Annotated in this window: 9 protein-coding genes; 8 read left to right on the top strand and 1 reads right to left on the bottom strand. The window is 52.3% G+C overall.

Annotated features, from left to right (window positions below; genetic code table 11):
• Window positions 1–2976 (top strand): calcium-binding protein, encoded by a 2976-nt coding sequence (locus ACRBCU_RS12180; protein WP_431365662.1) that lies wholly within the window; start codon window positions 1–3, stop codon window positions 2974–2976.
• Here the strand turns inward: ACRBCU_RS12180 and epsE are convergent.
• The gene (gene epsE, locus ACRBCU_RS12175) at window positions 2973–4184 is read right to left on the bottom strand and encodes an exopolysaccharide biosynthesis GT4 family glycosyltransferase EpsE (RefSeq protein ID WP_431365661.1); all 1212 of its coding nucleotides are present in this window, start codon (window positions 4182–4184) and stop codon (window positions 2973–2975) included. The genes ACRBCU_RS12180 and epsE overlap by 4 nt on opposite strands.
• Window positions 4185–4338: 154 nt before the next feature.
• Between epsE and ACRBCU_RS12170 the strand changes: the two genes are divergently transcribed.
• The 7 genes from ACRBCU_RS12170 to ACRBCU_RS12140 all read left to right on the top strand — a co-directional run bounded on the left by ACRBCU_RS12170 (window position 4339) and on the right by ACRBCU_RS12140 (window position 20189).
• Window positions 4339–5181 (top strand): glycosyltransferase family 2 protein, encoded by an 843-nt coding sequence (locus ACRBCU_RS12170; protein WP_431365660.1) that lies wholly within the window; start codon window positions 4339–4341, stop codon window positions 5179–5181.
• Window positions 5178–6545 carry an oligosaccharide flippase family protein gene (locus ACRBCU_RS12165; protein ID WP_431365659.1) on the top strand — a complete coding sequence of 456 codons (1368 nt, stop codon included), beginning with the start codon at window positions 5178–5180 and terminating at the stop codon, window positions 6543–6545. Before ACRBCU_RS12170 ends, ACRBCU_RS12165 begins: the two co-directional genes overlap by 4 nt.
• 109 nt (window positions 6546–6654) lie before the next feature.
• A complete protein-coding gene (locus ACRBCU_RS12160) occupies window positions 6655–13068 on the top strand; it encodes a type I polyketide synthase (RefSeq protein WP_431365658.1) in 6414 nt (2137 codons plus the stop codon).
• Window positions 13028–14068: a glycosyltransferase family 2 protein gene (locus tag ACRBCU_RS12155; protein WP_431365657.1), complete on the top strand. Its 1041-nt coding sequence runs from the start codon at window positions 13028–13030 to the stop codon at window positions 14066–14068. The genes ACRBCU_RS12160 and ACRBCU_RS12155 overlap by 41 nt, the downstream gene beginning before the upstream one ends.
• Entirely contained in the window at window positions 14069–18568 is a 4500-nt protein-coding gene (locus tag ACRBCU_RS12150; protein WP_431365656.1) for a MupA/Atu3671 family FMN-dependent luciferase-like monooxygenase, read from the top strand. It abuts the gene before it with no gap.
• Window positions 18565–19194 (top strand): 4'-phosphopantetheinyl transferase family protein, encoded by a 630-nt coding sequence (locus ACRBCU_RS12145; RefSeq protein WP_431365655.1) that lies wholly within the window; start codon window positions 18565–18567, stop codon window positions 19192–19194. Before ACRBCU_RS12150 ends, ACRBCU_RS12145 begins: the two co-directional genes overlap by 4 nt.
• Window positions 19191–20189: a hypothetical protein gene (locus ACRBCU_RS12140; protein WP_431365654.1), complete on the top strand. Its 999-nt coding sequence runs from the start codon at window positions 19191–19193 to the stop codon at window positions 20187–20189. Before ACRBCU_RS12145 ends, ACRBCU_RS12140 begins: the two co-directional genes overlap by 4 nt.
• The last annotated feature ends 246 nt before the right edge of the window (window positions 20190–20435 follow it).

Here is a 20435-nt window from a genome sequence, read left to right as displayed (position 1 = left end):
ATGATTTCAGGTGTTGGTTCGAGGCTAGCGACTATCGCGTTAACGGTAACTGCCTTTTGGAGCGGGGGGGCTGAAGCGCAAGAAAAAACCGAGCGCGCTTATGTGTTTGGCAATTCTCTAGTGCATCATCTGAGCGATACTGATGAAACGACTGTTCCGCATTGGATGGCACTTATCGCACGCGAAGCGGGGCATGAATTTGCGCTAAGTGGTCAGTGGGGGTTCCTTCGCGATTTCATGAAGGTCCTGCCCCCAATCCCCAACTGGTCTTTCAAAAACGTCGAGCATAGCTGGGACAATGAACGCAATGCTTTCAACGATGTCGGGCTAACCAATATCTGGATCGTGCCTGCAAATTTCATCCAATACCAATCGCCTGATGCGCCCTTTGATGGTGAAAATGCCGACAATATTTCGCCAGTAGAAGCCGCCTCGCACGTCGTCTCTTGGGCGACCGAGACAGATCAGAACGTTGGAGCATATATTTACGAAGGTTGGCCAGAAATGGCGAGTGTGTCGGGCAACTATCCACCTAGTGCTAAAGGTCTTCGTGCCTACCATGACTTTGCAACGGGTGAGTACGCAGCTTGGTTTGATACGTTCACCGACGACGTGGCCAGTGCCGTGCCGGAAAAAGACGTTTCGCTCATCCCGGTTTCGCGTGTGCTTTCATCGGTTATGAAAGAAACTGCGTTGGCTGAATTGCCTGCGGAAACCTTCTATGTAGATGACGCTCCGCATGGAACTTCTGCATTGTACCTCATGGCAGCGATGGTCACGTACAACACGATTTTCAATGAGCCACTGCCCGAGACTTTCCGCCCGTCCAACAGCGTAGCGCCAGAGCTTCGCGCGACGTTTCCAATGGTTAGAGACGCCATTTGGGAGCGTGTTTCTGCGTTCAACGCTGGGCAACCGGAAACGGCGTCACTTAGCGGCGATGAGGCACAAAGCAGCGCAGACATAGCTTTGGACACCGTGGTTGAAGTGGCGGCAGCACCTATCACCTATCAAGAGACTGTGAAAAAGCCATCGCTTGCGATGGGGCTGAATGGAATCGCGGACTGGTCAGTCCAACATCCCTTCCTTGACTTGATGAAAACCGCGCGTCCTTGGGTCGGTCATACCAATGAACAATGGGGCGCATTTGAAGCGGATGCTATTGAAAGTGGTGACTACCTAGATGAATTCGGCTGGCCAAAGCGGTTGCCTGAGGGCGCGCGTGCCTTGGAGGCCTTTATCCTAACCGATCAGCCCGAAGCGGCGGTCGGGCTGGCTGGACAATATATCGTTCGTTACGAGGGGAGCGGGGAACTTTCCATCGGTGGGCGCGCGAAAAACGTGCGCCAATCGGATCAAGAAGTTCGGTTTGATTATACTCCCGGAGACGGGTTGGTCGCGATTGGGATCACCAAGACCGATCCGGAGGATCATGTCCGCAACATCAAAGTCTATCGCGCGCAGGACGCTGATTTGATTGCAGCTGGGGTCACTTTCAATCCTGCTTGGCTTGCGCGTATCGAGAACCTGCGCTCGCTGCGTTTTATGGATTGGATGTCAACGAACGGATCGATTTCCTCCACATGGGACAAGCGCGCAAATTTGAATGACTTCAGTTATGTGCGCCGAGGCGTGCCAGCTGAAGCAATGATTGAACTGGCGAACCTCGTTGGCGCAGACCCGTGGTTCAACATGCCACATATGGCTGATGACGAATACTTTCGTGCGTTTGCTGAACTCACAGAGCAAACCTTGCGCCCTGATCTGCGTGCCTACGTTGAATACTCTAACGAAGTTTGGAACTTCATTTTTCCGCAAGCTGTTTACGCCCAAACACAAGCCAAAGAACGCTGGGGCAAAAACGCTGGGGACGATGCGTGGATGCAGTATTACGGGATGCGATCTGCACAGATGGCTCAAATCTGGACAGAGGTTTTTGGAGCGCAAGCGGCAGATCGTTTAGCTAGTGTTGTCGGCACACATACTGGTTGGCTTGGATTGGAAGAGGCTTCGCTCAATGCTCCGCTTTGGGTGGAAGAAGATCCTGACCAGAATTGGCCACCCTATGTCTATTTTACGGACTATGCCATTACTGGATATTTCGGCTACGAAATGGGCAGTGATGAGCAGGCACCAACCGTGCTTGGTTGGCTTGAAGATAGCGCTCGGATTGCGGCGAATGACGCCAAGGTCAAAGGGCTCGAGGGCGAAGAAAGTGCAGCTTACATCGCTAAACACAAATATGACGGTGCAAATCAACTCGTTGATAAAGCGTTGCGTGAAGGATCAGTGAAAGAGCTTGTCGAGGTTATTTTCCCTCAGCAGGCACAAGTTGCTGAGGATCATGGGCTTCGCCTCATCATGTATGAAGGCGGAACCCATGTTGCTGTGAGCGGGGAATGGTCGGCGAATGAGACTTTGATCGAATTCTTTAAGGAATTTAACTACTCACAACAGATGGCGGACCTCTACACTGATATTCTGAAAGGTTGGAAAGAGGCAAACGGCACACTGTTCAATGCCTTTGTCGACGTTGCCAAGCCCAGCCAATATGGAAGTTGGGGCGCGCTTCGACATCTTGAAGACGAAAACCTTCGTTGGGACGCGCTTATGTCGTTTAACGCACAGACCCCTGCATGGTGGGAGGAACGTCAATCAAATACTTTTGATGGTGGACGTATCCTCGTGGGTGACGACGGCGACAATGAAATCAAGGGAACACGCCGCGCTGATGTGCTGATCGGCAAAGACGGTGATGACGTTTTGCATGTGTTGGGTGGAAACGACAAAGTGTATGGAGGCGATGGCTTTGATTCAGCGCTTTTGCCCGGGGGTCCGTCCTCATACAAGTTCTCGCGTTTTGAAGGCGGCATTCGTGTGCGCAATAGCTTTGTAGATGCTGAGTTGCGGGGCATCGAAATGCTGTGGTTCGACGCGGACGAAGACCTCGCTATAATGGTTGAGGATCTGCGTTAGTCGGATCCCCGAATTGCGTTAACCAGAGTCTCTGCACCAAGAGCAGATTTGAAACCATTTTCGATATGCGCGCGCCCTGCGTGACTAAGGCGCAAAAGTTCATCAGGTGAGCGCGCGAGAGTTTCAATCGCCTCGGCCAAAGTGTCGGGCGATTTTGGCGCTACAAGTATGGCGGTTTTTCCGTTTTCGATTAGTTCAGGTACACCGCCGGCATCTGTTCCGATTGTAGGAACGCCACAGCTCATCGCTTCCATATAGGCTACGCCAAGCGGTTCGTGCCATGAGGCGAGAACAAACAAATGTGCTTCAAGCAGCTTTGCGCGTACGGCATTGGCGTCAATTGCGCCAAGTAGCTTTACGTGATCGCCCAATTCCATTTCACGAATTTTCTCTTCAAGAACTCGCCTATAACCATCGCCTCCAGAATCGTCTTCGCCTGCGATTTCCAAGCAAACGTTCACCCCTTTCTGACGCAAGAGGTGGACGGCCTCCATGGCATCTTGGTGCCCTTTGACGACGTTCAATCGAGCGCAGCTGAAAATTTGTAAACGTTCGTTGCTTTGAGGCGGAACATAAGGCTCACTGCGTTTCAGAACCTCGGTATCGACACCCATTGGGCGGATGAAAATATCGTCGGGCATGTCTTGGCCCAGTTGTTCTTTTGCTTCTGCTTCCAGTTTTCGCGTGATGATCGTCGCGAATTTCGCGTCTCTCCACTTAAGAGGCTGCCCAAGGCCATAGTCAGACATAGGCCCATGTAATGTGATGCTGTAAGTTGGCCCGCCCATCCGCTGTGCCATTGCTGCAATGAGCGCGGCGCGCGCGCAGGAATGAACATGAATATGATCAAGTTGGTGCGCGCGTGCATAGTTCAAAAGCCGTGCTGCGGCAGGTAGGCAAATTGCAATATCTTTAGCAACGGCCATGCCGTCCCTAAGAATCTGTGAAACAAATGATGGCCAAGGCTGAGCAAGCGCTGCTTTCATCATGTCTACTGGGTTTTTGGACGCTAAGTAGGTTGTACGCTCGATCGCTTTATCCGACCACTCATGCGCGATAAGGCCCGCGGGCGGGGGCTGCGTGCTTAAGAGATGTACGTTTACATCGCGCGCTTCCAGTTCTGCGATCTCCCGCCAGAAAAAGATATGTGTTTGACCGGGGAATTGTGGCACCAAATACCCTAGACGTAGGGGCGTATCAGGATTCATAAGAGACCTGTGCTGGTTGACATAAAATAAACAAATTGAACCTCTAAAACCAAGTGCGCGTAAGAGTTACCAGAGCATGATATGACTGCCTATATGGCAAGAAAAGATGTTCATAATTTGACCAGTTTTGACTGGTTGTTACGAAGTGATCCAGATGACCCCAGTTTTGAGCCTCATTTTGCCTGCAAATAACGAAGCGAGTCACATCACTTCTTGTCTTGATGCAGTGTTAAACTCATTCCCTTTGCCGAATGAGGCCCGCGCCGAGATCATCGTTATACCAAATGGCTGCAACGATGACACCGCCGAGATCGCGCGATCCTTTGGAAAAAGGGCGCAAGAAAAAGGCTGGCTGCTAAATGTGATTGAGCTTGAGCGCGGAAGCAAGCTTGTGGCGCTGAATGCAGCGGATCAGGTGGCGGTAGGGGAAATTCTTGTTTATCTCGACGCTGACGTGATCGTTAGCCCTGATCTGTTGCGACAAACAGTGAGTGCTTTGAGCGAAGCAAAACCGGCTTACGCAAGCGGGAAAGTTCAATTGAGCGCGACGAAAAATTGGGCGACCCGCGCTTATGGCCGCTTCTACCTACAGACTCCCTTTATGAAGCAACCTGCTCCGGGTTGCGGTTTTTTTGCTATGAACCGCGCTGGGCGAACACGCTGGCAAGAATGGCCATCGATAATCTCTGATGATACGTTCGCTCGCCTTAGTTTTTCCGCCGAAGAGCGTCAGGAGGTTGACGCAAACTATGAATGGCCGCTTGTGGACGGAATCAGGAATTTGATCCAAGTGCGTCGACGACAAAACGCTGGCGTTGCGGAACTAGAGGCCAAGTATCCGAAACTCTTCGAAAACGATTCAAAAGAGCGCTTTACTCCAGCAGCGGTCCTTAAGGCAGTTGTGCTCCATCCGCTGGGCACGCTTGTCTATGGATTGGTTTCGCTCACGGTAAAACTAACCCCGGGCAGTACGAATGATTGGAGGCGCGGCAGATGAAGCAGCTTTCATCGCGGTTTCAAGGATCCAACTTGCGCGCGCGCGCATTGCGCAGCTCGGTTCTAACAGTCGGCGGCTTTGGCGCTGCTCAAGTCTTTCGACTAGCTTCTAACCTTATTCTGACCCGTTTGCTGTTTCCCGAAGCATTCGGAATGATGGCGTTGGTTTTGGTGTTTATCCAAGGTCTGTATCAGTTTTCAGATGTGGGCGTTGGCCCCGCGATTATGCAGAGTAAACGCGGCGATGATCCACGTTTTCTGAACACCGCATGGACGATCCAAGCTGGACGGGGTGTGTTGTTATGGCTTGCTGCATGCGCGCTGTCTTACCCGATGGCGCTGTTTTATGATGAACCACAATTGATGCAATTGCTGCCTGTGGCAGCGCTCACTTTGATCATTCAAGGGGTGAACCCGACCCGTTTGATGCTTGCCAATCGTAATCTTCAGCTCGGGCGAGCGACGATGATTGATGTTGTGACCCAGTTGTCGGGCATCATTAGCGCAGTGGTTTTAGCTTATCTAACGCAATCCGTGTGGTCGCTTGTTTTGTCAAGCATTGTCAGTGCTCTGGTGCAACTTGTCCTTTATTGGAAGTATCTCGAAGGGGAACGTGAACGTTTCGAATGGGAGCGAGAGGCGGCACATGAATTGATCAACTTTGGCAAGTGGATTTTTCTGAGCACCGTCGCAGGTTTTTTGTTCAGCCAAAGCGACAAAATGCTGTTAGGTAAGTTTCTCCCCTTGGATCAGTTCGGCGTTTACAACATCGGGTTTTTCTTAGCCAGTTTCCCGCTTTTGTTGGGTGTTTCGGTCACTCACAAATTGCTCATTCCGCTCTACCGCGAACGTCCGCCCAAAGAGAGCGCCGCAAACTTTGCAGCTTTGCGTAAAATGCGATTTGTTGTTAGCGGCGGATTGCTGTGCGGTGTTTGGTGCCTCGCGCTCATTGGCGTACCTTTGGTCGAGCTCATGTATGATTCTCGCTACCAGAACGCAGGTGCAATCGTTGTTATCATTGCGTGCATGCAAATGCCCCAAATTATTGTGCTGACCTATGACCAAGCGGCGCTTGCCGCAGGGGATTCGCGACGGTTCTTTGTTCTCGCAGCGTCGCGAGCGATCATAATGCTGGGGGCGATGTATGTTGCGTTGCAATTGTTTGGATTGGTGGGCGCGCTCTTTAGTATTGGCGTCGCAATGTTGGCGATTTATCCTATTGTTGTGTGGCTTGCGCGACATATGGGGGCTTGGGACCCAATGCATGATGCGGTTTTCGCCGTCATCGGCGGATTTATGATCGCAATCGCTTTGTGGGTGAACTGGGGTTCTGTTGTTCAATTGGCCGCATTAAATAGCGGTTAATGCGGGTAGCCAGATACCATTGGGCAGCGTAAGTTTTTCGCCAGATGCCTCAAAAAATCCGCATTTCTGCGTGATAATCTGGCTTGATCTGTGATGTTTGAGTGGTTGTATGTCTGAAGCCAGCAATTTTGAAACTGATATTTCTGGCGATATTGCTATCGTCGGTATGGCCGCGCAATTGCCGGGTGCGCTTGGGCTTGACGCCTATTGGGACATGTTGCGCAGTGGCACATCGGCCATTCGTCGCTTGTCCGAAGAAGAGATGCTGGCGTCGGGCGTTGATCCATCAACTCTCTCTGATCCGAACTACGTTCCATTCGCTGCGAACCTAGAAGGATATACTGAATTTGACGCTGATTTCTTCGGGCTTAGCCCGAAAGAAGCGGCAATTATGGACCCGCAACATCGAAAATTTCTCGAGGTTTCATGGCATGCCTTGGAAAACGCGGGTCACATGCCTGAGAATTTCGAAGGCCCCATAGGGGTTTACGCAGGTTGCGGCATGGGCAGCTACTTCTATTTTAACATTTGCTCAAATCGCGAATTGGTTGAGAACACGGGCATGTTCCTGTTGCGCCACACCGGAAACGACAAGGATTTTCTGAGCACTCGGCTTAGCCATTTCCTTGATCTGCGAGGGCCGTCCGTCTCGGTTCAAACTGCCTGTTCTACCTCTCTGGTTGGTGTTCACTATGCTTCTGCCGCGCTGCTGAATGGTGAAGTCGATATGGCGATTGCGGGTGGGGTGACGATCGATCTTCCGCAAGGGCAGGGGTATCTTTTTAAAGAGAATGAAATTTTGTCCCCAGATGGGCAATGCCATGCCTTTGATCATCGTGCGCAAGGTACTGTTTTCGGCTCTGGCGCTGGGGCATTGGTCCTGCGCCGCCTAGAAGATGCGATTGCAGATCGTGATCATATTTGGGCCGTTATCAAAGGCACTGCGATCAATAACGATGGCTCTGACAAGGCTGGATATTTGGCACCTTCGGTCGGTGGACAAGCTGCCGCCATTGCCGAAGCGCAGGCGATAGCTGGCGTTTCCGGTGATACGATTGACTACATAGAATGCCACGGAACGGGCACTTATCTGGGCGATCCAATCGAAGTCGCGGCACTGACTGAAGCATTTCGCGAAACGACGGACCAGAACGGCTTTTGCCGCATCGGGTCTGTGAAAACCAATATCGGTCATTTGGATACTGCGGCAGGTGCCGCGTCACTGATCAAAACCGCCCTGTCTTTGCACCACAAGCAAATGCCGCCAAGCATTGGCTATGAAGCGCCCAACCCAGCGATTGATTTCGAAAGCAGTCCATTCCTCGTTAACGATGCCCTTACCGAATGGACGTCGCGCTCAACGCCTCGGCGAGCAGGGGTGAATTCGCTTGGAGTTGGCGGAACTAATGCGCATGCCGTTGTAGAAGAAGCACCAGAGCGCGCTGAGTCCGAACCATCCGATTGGCCTTTTCATATCTTGGCAATCTCAGGGCGCAACAAAGCGGCGCTAGATGCAAACAGCCACGCTCTCAGCCAGTTCCTCAACGCCAACCCAGACGCAGATTTGGCCGATATTGCCTATACGCTGAAAGAAGGTCGCCGAGCCTTTGAGCGAAGACGCGTTATCGTTGCGGAAACAGCTCAAGAAGCTGCCGACAAGTTAACAAAGAGCGATCCGCGCGAGGTCTTCTCTCATCGGGCGCTGAGCAATCCAGAAGCGGTGTTCATGTTCCCGGGCGGGGGGGCGCAGTACGCTGGCATGGCGCGCGATTTGTATGAGACAGAGCCTGTGTTTGCAGAGTGGGTTGACGCAGGTTTGGACATTTTGCAACCTCGGCTCGATTATGACATCCGTGCGCTTTGGCTGCCAAAACCCGAAGCGCGCGCCGAGGCGGACAAAGCGCTGAAAAAGCCTTCCATCCAACTTCCGCTCATCATGATCGTGGAATATGCATTGGCTCAGCTGTTACAAAGCTGGGGTGTTACTCCGCGTGTTCTCATTGGCCATTCAATGGGCGAAAATACTGCGGCCGCACTTGCAGGGGTGATGTCGTTTGAGGAGTGTATTGGCCTCGTTCATCTGCGCGGCCAATTGTTTGATACGATACCCGAAGGTGGCATGCTGAGTGTTTCTTTGCCTGCGGATGAATTACGAGGTTATCTTGGTGATACGCTTGATCTAGCGGCGATCAATGGCCCTGATTTATCTGTTGCCTCAGGTCCACAAGAGGCGCTTGATACCTTGCAGGCTAAATTAGCTACTGCAGAAATCGAGTGTCAGCGTATTCCAATAGACATCGCTGCTCATAGTCGCATGCTTGAACCTATTTTGGCTCGTTTCGGGGATTACCTGCGCACGCTCGATCTTCGCGCGCCTAGCATCCCGATAATCTCCAATAGCACAGGTGTTGAATTAACGCCCGAGCAAGCCACTGATCCAGAGTACTGGGTGCAGCATTTGCGCGGCACAGTTCATTTTGCCGACGGGATTGCCCATATCGCAGAAAGACCAAACCCTGCGTTTATTGAAGTGGGGCCCGGGAAAGCGTTGAGTTCTCTTGCGCAGCAATGCGTTAACGTTGAAAGCGACCAGGTCATCAATGTGCTCCGCCACCCTGACCAAGATATAAGTGACGATGCGTTCTTCATGGCGGTTCTAGGACGCCTTTGGGCAGTCGGCTTGGAAATTGATTGGCCCCAGATTTGGGGTGAAAGTGCACGCAATAAGGTGGTGCTGCCGGGGTATCAATTCCAAACTAACCCCTATTTTATCGAAGCAACGGAACCTCAATCGACGCCTGCCCAATCTCGTTTGATGCGACGCGATGACATCACGGATTGGGGTTATGTGCCCTACTGGCAAAAGCGTTACGCCGAATGTAGCTTGGATGTATTCAGTGATCTCGGGTCTCCCAAAACATGGCTGTTCTTTGTTGATGATGCAGGCGTCGCACTTCCTTTGATCGAGCGCCTACGCAGCGCGGGGCACACTGTCAGTGAAGTCGTCACAGGCGATGCTTATGCTGCGCTTTCCACGGACCGCTATGCATTGGCACCAGAACATGGGCGCGAAGGCTATGATCGTCTGATTGGCGATCTGGTCGCTGCTGGACGGACGCCCGAACATATCGCCCACTTCTGGTCTGTCACCCGCGAAGAGAATTATCGTCCCGGATCCAGCTTTTTCCATCGCAATCAGGAGCAAGGGTTCTATTCCTTGATGTTCCTTGCTCAAGCGATCAGTGGTGAGGGGCTGCCAACCCCGTTGCATATTTCTGTGGTGTCTTCAGATGCTCATAGCTTGGCAGGTGAGACAGGGCGCTATCCTGAAAAAGGGACGCTCAGTGGTCCTGCGAAAGTCATACCTGCAGAATTTCCGGGTATCACGGTCTCATGGCTTGATATTTCTGCGCCGTCCCCAAAACCTAAAAGGTTTTTCCAACAGCCCGCCTTAGAAAGCGATCTGTCTACGCCTTTGCTTGAAGAGCTTTTGAGCCCTTCTCAGAATAGCATTGCAGCATTGCGCGCTGGAGTGCGCTATGTGCAGACCACGCAAGCCCGTCCACTACCTGAATCCGCGCAACCTTGGAGCCTTCAAAAAGGGGATACCGTTTTAATAACGGGCGGATTTGGTGGCATCGGGCTAAGCCTCGCGCGGGATTTTGTGACCCGATTTGGCGCTCGTATTGTGCTTGTTTCACGCAAGGAACTGCCTGAACGCGCAAATTGGGCCAAGCTTCCACCCGCCGATCCTGTTGCTGGGTATGTGGAAGCGGTTCAAGAACTGGAAGCGCTTGGTGGCGACATTCTCTGCCTTTCAGGCGATGTGTGTAACGTACAAGATATGCGCCGCATTCGCGAAGAGGCCGAAGCAAAATTTGGCATTGTTACGGGAGTTATTCATGCCGCAGGCGTCATTGATGACGCACCGATCTTGGCGAAAGCTGCGGGATCGGTCGAAGCTGTCTTTACTCCTAAAATACACGGCACCCAAGTGATTGGAAAAACTTGGGAAGACGGCGCGCTCGATTGGCTTGTTCTCTTTTCATCTTCTTCAACCGTGACAGCACCCGCAGGTCAAATTGACTATGTTGCGGCGAATGATTTTCTCAACGCATATGCGAATGCGCGAACGGGCGGTAAAACGCAGGTTATCGCGCTGGGTTGGGGTATTTGGTCGGGAGTTGGCATGGCTGCTGATGCTATGGCCGCGCGACTTGGTGAGGTGAAACCGTTTCCGAAACAGCAGGTCGCTCAACCGATGCTTGATACGCTTTCAGCGGACGCTGAAGGGCGGCATGTCTTTGAGACCGAATTATCCGCTACGACCCATTGGGTTCTTTCTGAACATCGCACCATAGACGGGACAATCTTGATGCCCGGCACAGGTTATCTGGAGCTGGCGCAGGAAGCCTTGCGCGCGCTGGGCATTTTCGACGCTTACAGTATCCGCGACCTTTATTTCTTGCGACCATTGGATGTGACCGAAGGAGACGCTCGAAGAATGCGCGTTCGCCTCACAACAAGTGATGCGGGTTTCGAGATGGAAGTTCTGAGTGAACTTGAGTTCCAAGGTAAGCCCGCTTGGCAACGCAATGCGCAAGCGAGTTTGGTGTTGAACAAACCGAATGAACCGAAGCCTTTAGAGTTGGAAAAACTCCGTGCTGACTTGCCAGAGGCAACACTCGCCAAAGCAGGTGAAACGCTGGTTTCCCCACAAGAAACCCATCTTGCATTCGGCCCACGTTGGCGCGTTTTGCAATCCAGAGCACTCGGGGATGGACGCGGAATTGCTGATCTTGCTCTGCCGAGTGAAGCGTCTCAGGACGTGGGTTTTGGGCTGCATCCCGCGCTTTTGGATCTCGCGACTGGCTGGGCGATGGAGCTCATAGATGGATATAAGGGCGAGCATCTTTGGGTGCCTCTAAGCTATGCGGATATCCGTATTTTTAGAGACCTTCCGTCGAAAATTGTCTCCGTTGTGCGGTCTGTTCGCAGGGAAGGCGAGGCCGTGCGCTTTGATCTGACGCTTTGCAGCCCCGATGGCGCGGTCTGCGCTGAAATAGATGGGTTCTCAATCAAACGGCTTGATGATCTATCCAGTCTTGGCCGAGCGCCCGCACCGCATCTCAACGAGATCGAGTTCGAAGATAATGGAATGGCTCAACCGCTTTCCGCTATTGAAGAGCGACTTTATCACAATATTAGTCAGGGTATTCGGCCAGATGAGGGTGCCGACGCCTTCGCGCGGGTTATGGCGATGAAGGTACCGCAGGTGACAGTATCATCGCTTGATCTAGACGCGCTAAAAGCACAAGCCAGCCTTGATACTGCGCAATCTGAGACTAGCGAGGGATTTGAACGCCCCGATTTAGATAGCGATTATGTAGCACCCGAGACCGAAGTAGAACGCATGCTCGCTAGAATCTGGCAAGATCTACTTGGTGTTTCCGATGTAGGTGTTGATGACAGCTTTTTTGACTTGGGTGGGCATTCGTTGATTGCCGTGCGCTTGTTCGCGCAGATCAAGAAAGCCTATCGCATCGAGTTTCCAATCTCGATCCTGTTCGAGGCTCCGAGCATTCGAAAGATTGCCTCCTTGATCGAGGCTCAGATTGGCCCGCAAGATGGCGATGCAGGCGAGGTGAGTGCAAAATCACCAGAGCGCCGCTTTACCCACATTGTTCCAATGCACGAAGGCGCCGCTGGTCAAAAACAACCGTTTTTCCTTGTCGCTGGTATGTTTGGCAATGTTCTCAATTTGCGCCATCTTGCTCATCTGCTTGGCGCGGATCGACCGTTTTACGGACTGCAAGCGCGGGGTCTCTACGGGGATCAAGAGCCACACCGCTCCATTGAAGACGCCGCACGCGATTACATTGCAGAGCTGCGAGAGGTTCAACCCGAAGGTCCCTACATGCTTGGTGGATTTTCGGGTGGCGGTATAACAGCCTATGAAATGGCCCGGCAGCTAGAGGCTGAGGGCGAGCAAATCAATCTGATTGTTCTGCTTGATACGCCTCTGCCGATGCGTCGTCCTTTGGAGTTTATTGACAGGCTGTATATTCAGGCAGCCGAGTTAAAGCGTGGTGGCGTACTTTATCCGTTCCGTTGGATCGCGCGCCGGGTCGCGTGGGAAATTTCTAAGAGACGCGCACCCGAAGACACTCAGGTTCAAGCGCATCAGTTCCACAACGCCTACATTGAAGCCGCCTTCCTCGAAGCGGTCGCATCTTATGAAGTGCGCGCTTGGAACGGTAACTTGCAACTCTATCGACCCCCGTTGGTTGGCCATTGGAACGTTTCTCAAGGGAAGCGGGTTAACTCAGAGCGCGCATATATTTTGCATGATAATGATTGGACGCAACATGCGCCAAACGTGCAGGTGACAGAGGTTCCAGGTGATCACGATAGTATGGTGCTCGAACCGAATGTAAGGGTGCTTGCGGCACGGATGAAAGAGGCGATTGAAGAAGCAACCAATGCCCCAGCGCCAACGCCCAAGAAAATGGCGGCAGAATGATATGCCAAGCATTTTGACCATCATTCTGAACTACAAAACTGCCGAGATGACGCTTCGCTCCGCAGAGGCCGCTTTGCGCGAAATGGCTGATCTCGACGGTGAGATTGTCATTGTTGATAATGCGTCGGGTGACGGTTCATTCGAGGTCCTACAGGACCACGTTGCGCGAAACGATTGGAAACGCGTGCGCGTCGTGCTTTCACCGCATAACGGTGGATTTGGTGCAGGCAATAATATCGGGTTGCGCCTTGGTCTTTCTGATGGATCGATGCCCGACTATTTCTACGTGCTGAATTCCGATGCGTTTCCTGACAAGGGAAGCGTGTCTGCGCTTGTGAGCTATCTGGAAGCGAACCCAAGTGTTGGATTTGCGGGCAGTTACATTCACGGCCCCGATGGCGAGCCTCACCTGACGACCTTTCGATTTCCGTCGATTGCATCCGAACTTGAAGGCGCGGCGCGCTTCGGTCCGATCTCGCGGGCGTTGCGTAACAAGCGCGTACCTATCGACGTTCCTGATCACACGCGTACTGTCGATTGGCTCGCAGGCGCGAGCCTGATGATGCGCCGCGAGGTGCTGGAAGATATAGGTCTCTTTGATGAAACGTTTTTTCTATATTTTGAAGAAACCGACTTGTGTCGGCGCGCCAAGCTTGCTGGTTGGCCAACAGTTTTTGTGCGCGAAAGCGAAGTGACGCATATTGGCTCGGTTTCGACGGGTATGAAAACATGGGCGCGCATGCCGCAATACTGGTTTAACTCGCGCGCGCACTATTTCCGCAAAAATCACGGCTGGCTCTATGCGGTTGTTGCTGTGAAAGCGCATGTGATTGGCGGTTTACTGTGGCGCGCTCGGCGTGTGTTGCAAGGCAAACCCCAAGCCGATCCTGATAGATTTCTACGCGATCTCATTGTGCATGACATGCGTGATTTGACCCGTCCGCGTCGACGCCCGAGCGTTTCGAAATTAAGTGATTTGATGAGTGTTGGAGAGACTTAGATGAGTGCCCCCCTAAGCGTTATTCTTATTGGTTCGGAAAGCCTGACGATTGAAGCCGGCCGCCAACTACGTGCGCGAGGCTATGATCTGCGCGCAGTGGTGACTCATAGTGCAGATGTGCGCAAATGGGCTGCTGGTGAAGGCGTAGATGTTCTTGGGTTTGGTAGCGATCTTATTGTACGCCTTGGCGGTTCGGTGGATTGGATTTTCTCGGTCGCGAATTTGGAGATTCTGCCCGCGCCTTTGATTGAGTTGGCAAGTAAAGGCGCGGTGAACTTTCATGATGGCCCGCTGCCGAAATACGCAGGACTAAATGCCCCTGTTTGGTCGTTGCTTAACGGTGAGACACAGCACGGAATCACGTGGCACTTGATCGAGGGCGGGGTCGACGAAGGGCGTATCTTGGCGCAAGAGATATTTGATATCCGCCCCACCGATACTGCTTTTACGCTTAACTCACGATGCTTCGAAGCTGGGGTCCAGAGCTTTGCTCAAGTAATGGATGCGATCGAAGCCAATGCGGATAACGCACTTGAGCAAGACCTCTCGAAACGCAGCTATTTTGCCTTGGCTCAACGCCCAAGCGATCATGGTCTCCTAGACGTTACACGTTCGCGTGAAGAGGCTCTTCGCGTAATTCATGCGCTTGATCACGGGCCATATTGGAACCCTCTATGCACAGCAAAACTTCGCGTTGGCGATGTCATATTGCATATCAGCGGCGTCTCTACTGAAGAGACCCAAAAGGGACGCGCGGGCGAAATTCTAGCGCGAGAGTTGGACAGTCTCACAGTAGCCTTTCCTGACGGCGCTTTGCGTTTGACGATCTCGTCCGGTGACTTGGCGAAGGTTTCGGTTGGCGATGTCGTTGTGCCTTTTGTTCTTTCCTCTGATTGCGCTGCACAACTTGGTCAAGCGGCTAAGGTAGATGCGTTCTGGCGCAAGCGACTGGCGTCGATGGCGGCGTGCGAGCTGCCGCTTGAGCGCGCGGGCGATGAACACAGTTGGCATAGTCTGAAGGTGTCTTCTGGCAATGCCGAGTTGCTGGATCAAGCGATGCTCGTGCTCGCAGAACAAATGACGGGAGCGGAATGTGACATAGCACTTGGCATGCCATCTGACACGCGGTTGCTGTCAAATTGGGTGCCTTTGCGTGACATTAACGAGCGCGAAAAACTACTTAAAAAAGGCGGGTTTGCTTGTGATTTGCTTGTGCGTGACGCAACGCTGAATGAGCTGTCCCCCCCTCCAATCGGTATTTCTGAAGATCAACCTATTGACGGAACCGCCGTGACGTTGATTGGCGCTAATTTACATTACAATGCGGCACGCCTTAGTGCGCAGGGCGCAAAATTGCTTGCTGCCCGTCTTGTACATATTGCTGAGCACCTGAAAGACGGCGTGGCACCCGGCAAGATCGCGGCTATTCCTGACAGTGAGGCAAAGCTGCTGGCCTCTTGGAATGATACTGCAACTGAATTTGACACAGATTGTTTGCCACAACTGTTCGAGGCACAGGCTGCAAAAACACCAGACCAAACAGCAGTGGTCGTGGAGGACAAAACGCTTAGCTACGCCGAGCTAAACGCTGTAGCAAACCAAGCAGCTCATGTGCTTCGGGAAATGGGCGTTGGCGCGGATACGCTGGTGGGGCTTTATACGTCCCGCTCGCTAGATATGCTGGTTGGCGCGCTTGCGATCATGAAAGCGGGCGGTGCTTATGTTCCGCTCGATCCAGCCTATCCTGATCATCGGATCAAAGGATATCTTGAAGATGCGGACCTACCCGTCATTGTCACCCAAGAAGCGATTTCAGAGACGTTGCCAGAGAACAAAGCGCAACTTTTGCTGCTTGATGCAGATCCACGTTTGGCCGATGCAAGCACAGAGAACCTTGCCCCACTCGCTGGGCCTGAGAACCTCGCCTATCTGATTTTCACGTCTGGCTCTACTGGGCGCCCAAAGGGCGTGATGATCGAGCATCGAAACCTGAACAATTTCTTTGTTGGTATGGATGAGCGTCTGCATCACGATCCCGCTGGAACATGGCTGGCGGTGACTTCGTTGAATTTCGACATTTCGGTGCTTGAGCTTTTCTATACGCTCACACGTGGCTTCAAATTGGTTGTGACGTCGGATGAAAGCCGCGCGGTTCTGTCCAATGGCCCTGTCATGGGCTCAAACGCTGAAATGGATTTCTCGATCTATTATTGGGGTAACGACGACGGGGCAGGCGAAAAGAAATATGAACTGCTGCTAGAAGGTGCGAAATTCGCGGATCAAAACGGATTTTGCGCAGTTTGGACGCCAGAGCGGCATTTTCATGCGTTTGGTGGCCCTTATCCTAATCCTTCAGTGACTGGCGCAGCTGTTGCGGCGGTAACGCAGAATATTGGAGTGCGCTCTGGTTCTTGCGTTGCGCCGCTGCACCATCCAGCGCGCATCGCTGAAGAATGGGCGGTGATCGACAATCTTACGAATGGGCGCGCTGGCTTGGCTATGGCTTCGGGTTGGCAACCAGATGACTTTGTTTTGCGGCCTGAAAACACGCCGCCAAACAACAAGCCTGCTATGCTCGAAACCATTGAGACTGTGCGCAAACTTTGGCGCGGGGAAGCCGTGGAGTTTCCAAAGGCCGATGGCACATTGCACGGTGTCGTCACGCAACCGCGTCCGGTTAGCAAAGAGGTGCCAATCTGGGTAACAACCGCGGGCAATCCTGAAACATGGAAAGAAGCGGGACGCATCGGGGCTCATGTTTTGACCCACTTGCTCGGCCAAAGCATTGACGAGGTCGCAGGCAAAATCACGATTTATCATGCTGCTCTGCGCGAAGCGGGCTACGATCCCGCTGACTTTAAAGTAACGTTGATGCTGCACACATTCGTTGCTGAAACACGCGAAATTGCCCGCGAAGTCGCGCGCGAACCTATGAAAGACTATCTTCGCTCGGCGGCAGGGTTGATCAAGCAATATGCGTGGGCCTTCCCCGCGTTTAAGCGACCCGAAGGTGTGGACAATGCTTTCCAGCTTGATCTTGGATCACTAGAGGAAGAAGAGCTCGAGGGCATTTTGGATTTTGCCTTTCTGCGATATTTTGAGGACTCGGGTCTATTTGGAACTGTGCAGGATTGTGTCAGCAAAGTTGAGGCACTCAAGAAAATCGGTGTGGGTGAAATCGCATGTTTAATCGATTACGGCATTGGAACCGAGCAGGTTCTAGAAGGGCTAAAGCCGCTTGCCGAGATCGTAAAGCGTTCAAATACAGCGCAAAGCATTGCTGAAGACGATTTTTCCATTGCCGCGCAGTTGGTTCGCCACAATGTTAGTCATTTGCAATGCACGCCGTCGATGGCACGGATGATTTCGATGAACGATGAATCTCGCGACGCATTATCTGGCCTTTCACATCTGATGATTGGTGGGGAAGCCCTACCGGGAACTTTGGTAAGCGATTTGAATGCTGCGAGTGGTGCGTTGATCACCAATATGTATGGACCGACAGAGACAACAATCTGGTCTTCGACACGCCCAGCTACTGACCAAGGCACCGTACCGTTAGGCCAGCCTATCGCGAATACGCAGTTTTATGTGCTGAATGAAGCTGGCGCGCTTTGCCCAATCGGCGCCGAGGGCGAATTGTGCATTGGCGGGGCGGGTGTGACGCGTGGCTATTGGCAGCGCGATGATCTGACAGAAGAGCGATTTGTACCTAGCCCAGATGGCGGGCGCATGTACCGAACAGGTGACTTGGTGCGTTGGAGTGCGGAAGGGGAACTGGAGTTCATTGGGCGTGTTGATAACCAAATCAAACTCCGTGGATATCGGATCGAACTTGGTGAGATCGAAACGGCGTTGGAAGCGCAAGCGGGCGTCACGCAAGCAGTTGTTGTCGCGCGCGAAGACACGCCAGGTGATGTGCGTCTTGTAGGCTATGTGACGGGCCGAGATTTGTCGGCAAAGGCTTTACGCGCTGCGATGAAAGCGAAATTGCCGGTCCATATGGTTCCGTCTTCGGTTGAGCTTCTGGATCGTTTTCCTTTGACGCCTAACAAGAAAGTGGATCGCGCAGCGTTGCCAGCGCCTAAACCCGTGGAAACACCTCAAACGGTTGCTTCGGTTGCGGCCGCACCTAATGCGAACGATACAGGCGATATTACATCGCAGCTTTCAGCGATTTGGAGTGCGATTTTGGGCACTCAAAACGTATCGCCGAGTGACAATTTCTTCGACATCGGTGGGCACTCATTGTTGGCCGTTCAAGCGCATCGTGAAATTCGCGACAAAACGGGCGCGAAGATTTCGATAACGGATATTTTCCGTTTTCCAGTATTGTCCGCTTTAGCGGAGCGCGTCGCCGCGAGCGGTGGTCAGGCTTCTAAGGTCGAAGTTGCCGCAGCTGCGCCCGTTTCTTCGCCCCAACCTAATCTGCGTGCAGGAAATCGTGCAGATGCGATGGCAAAGCGACGTGCAATGCGTGCTGCGCGTTTGGGTAAATGAGCTTGCTCACTTCCCTCGAGATGTGGCTTCCCAAGGAGGTTGGATTTGCGGTGCGCAATCCCAGCAAAAGTTACCCGTTGCACGATGTAGAAAAGACGTCAGTTGCGCACGCGATACCCAAGCGGAAAAATGAATTCAGCGCGGGGCGGGATGCTGCACGCGAAGTGCTTAGTCAATTTGGGCTTGATAATTGCTCTATCTCAGTTGGTGAAAAACGCGCTCCGGTTTGGCCCGATGGCTTTTGCGGCTCGATTACTCATAGCGATGAAATTTGCATCGCGGCGATCGCGCGACAAGGCAACGTTCAAGCAATCGGCATTGATGCTGAACCCGACCTGCCGCTAAGGTCAGAGCTGCATTCGAGCATTCTTCATAGTGATGAGTTTGATGCGAGCGCAGAAGACGCGATTGCTATTTTCAGCAAGAAGGAAGCGTTATTCAAAATGCTATTTCCACTGACAGGTCTTTGGATGGGTTTTCATGATGCCAAACGTGTTGGTTTGGATAGGCTGGAACTCACACGTAGTTTTGGACGGTTTACTGCCGGTATGCATTTTCATGTTCCAACGCTACGTGTTTCTGGCCATGTCATCTCATTTTGTAAACTCGAAGGAGACATCGCTTGATATCTCGACTTTTAGAAAAAATGCGGCGTGTTTTGTGCAAACGGCGTTTTCTGGGCTCCAGTGCGCTTTTGCTTTTGCTGTCGGCATGTGGCTTGGTGCGTTGCACGCCAGACCCTTTGCCGCGAGATCAGTTCGAAGCGCTATATGAAGCGCCTTTGAAAGCGTCAAAACAGGGGCTGCACGTATTTCATCTCGGTCACTCTTTGGTTAATCGAAATATGCCTAAAATGCTTGAGCAATTGGCCCAATCTCGTGGGGTAGAGCATCAGTTTGAAAGCCAGATCGGTTGGGGCACTCCATTGAAGTCTCATTGGGAGCCGGCCGAAGAAATTTTTGGTTTCGAAAAGGAAAACGATCATGCGCGTTACCGAGATGTCAAAGCCGCGTTGAAGAGCGGCGAGTATGACGCCTTTGTGCTCACCGAAATGGTCGAAATCAAAGATGCGATCGAGTATTTTGATAGCGCGGAGTATTTGCACAAATTTGCTACTCTTGCCCGAGAAGGTCGGCCCGATACACGCATTTATCTTTATGAAACGTGGCACGAAGTAAACCATCCTGAAGGATGGCGGACACGACTGGAAAAGGATCGAGAACGTTATTGGGAAGATGGTATTCTGCGGCCCGCGTTAGCTTATGATGCTACGCCTTTGCCAATTTACGTGATTCCTGTTGGACAGGTTTTTGCTGAAATCGCGCGCCAAATTGAAGCGGGAGAGATGCCGGAGTTGAAAAGCGTCGAAGACCTTTTTGCACGGGATGAAGACGGGGCTTTGGATCCAATTCATGTGGATCATTTAGGTAACTATATTTCCGCTCTGACGCACTATGCCGTGCTCTATCAACAAAGGCCAAAAGGCTTGCCGAATGAAGTCGATTTGTTTGATGAAAATCGTTTGTTTACAGTGTCTTCAGATGCGCTAACGGACAGACTGCAACAGATCGTTTGGGATGTTGTCGTAAACGATCCTATGACTGGGGTCGCAGCGCATTGACGGAAACAATTTGCGTGGATTGTTTCTTCTGGAATGAGACAAAAAAGTGGCAAATTGTGCCATTTTGAGTTATCTTAAATGCGGACGTATCGGCTGCCACCGATTCCGTGGGGGACTTTGCTGGCAGACCTAATCAAGGTTTGCAGCAATGGCGGGGCGAAAGCCCCGTGTGCGATGACGTCATTTCGGCAGCATGTTTTGGATAGGCTTGGGGCTATTGTATTGGCTCTAGAGCGGCATAAGTGG

The sequence above is a fragment of the Planktotalea sp. genome (assembly GCF_050633725.1).
Lineage (GTDB): Bacteria > Pseudomonadota > Alphaproteobacteria > Rhodobacterales > Rhodobacteraceae > Planktotalea.
The sequence above is the reverse complement of the archived record's forward strand: the minus strand, read 5'-3'. Positions and strand labels throughout refer to the sequence as shown.

What these genes read in the sequence shown, in the direction of transcription:
- ACRBCU_RS12180 (WP_431365662.1), top strand. Translation starts at nt 1, where the DNA reads ATGATTTCAGGTGTTGGTTCGAGGCTAGCGACTATCGCGTTAACGGTA.
- ACRBCU_RS12160 (WP_431365658.1), top strand. Translation starts at nt 6,655, where the DNA reads ATGTCTGAAGCCAGCAATTTTGAAACTGATATTTCTGGCGATATTGCT.
- epsE (WP_431365661.1), bottom strand. Translation starts at nt 4,184, where the DNA reads ATGAATCCTGATACGCCCCTACGTCTAGGGTATTTGGTGCCACAATTC.
- ACRBCU_RS12170 (WP_431365660.1), top strand. Translation starts at nt 4,339, where the DNA reads ATGACCCCAGTTTTGAGCCTCATTTTGCCTGCAAATAACGAAGCGAGT.
- ACRBCU_RS12155 (WP_431365657.1), top strand. Translation starts at nt 13,028, where the DNA reads ATGCCCCAGCGCCAACGCCCAAGAAAATGGCGGCAGAATGATATGCCA.
- ACRBCU_RS12165 (WP_431365659.1), top strand. Translation starts at nt 5,178, where the DNA reads ATGAAGCAGCTTTCATCGCGGTTTCAAGGATCCAACTTGCGCGCGCGC.
- ACRBCU_RS12150 (WP_431365656.1), top strand. Translation starts at nt 14,069, where the DNA reads ATGAGTGCCCCCCTAAGCGTTATTCTTATTGGTTCGGAAAGCCTGACG.
- ACRBCU_RS12145 (WP_431365655.1), top strand. Translation starts at nt 18,565, where the DNA reads ATGAGCTTGCTCACTTCCCTCGAGATGTGGCTTCCCAAGGAGGTTGGA.